General features: G+C 78.0%; 1 pseudogene. It reads right to left on the bottom strand.

Features of this window, described 5'->3' with window-relative positions:
* Positions 1-391: pseudogene (locus D471_RS40400) on the bottom strand (hypothetical protein); the annotation flags it as partial.

The following is a 391-nucleotide window of genomic DNA, read 5'->3' as shown; positions in this document are numbered from 1 at the left end:
GCGGCTTCGGCGGCGGCCGGAGCGTCCTGGGTGTCCGTTCCGCCGCTCGGCTCCTGGTCACCCGACGGAGCCGGGTCCTGGTCCGGCTCGGTGTCGTCCCCGGCCGGTCGCCCGTCCCCGCCCGGTTCCTCCGGTGCCGGCTCCGACCGCTCGGACGCGACATCGCCCTCCGCCTCGGCGGGCGTGTCGGCCGGTACGTCGTTGCGCTCGGTGTCGGGCACCTCGGGGAAGGCCGGGGTGTCGGTCTCCTGGGGGAGCGCCTCGGGGATGTACCCGGGGTCCTCACCGCCCGCTCCGTCCCCGGTGCCGGCGGTGGTGTCGCTTCCGGTCTCCTGGCCCGGGGCGGAGCCGGGGTCACCCGTGGTCTCGCCCGAGGTGCCCGCGGCCGAGC

Source organism: Nocardiopsis lucentensis DSM 44048 (assembly GCF_000341125.1).
Lineage (GTDB): Bacteria > Actinomycetota > Actinomycetes > Streptosporangiales > Streptosporangiaceae > Nocardiopsis > Nocardiopsis lucentensis.
Note: the sequence above shows the minus strand (reverse complement) of the source record. Positions and strands in the feature narration are given on the sequence as shown.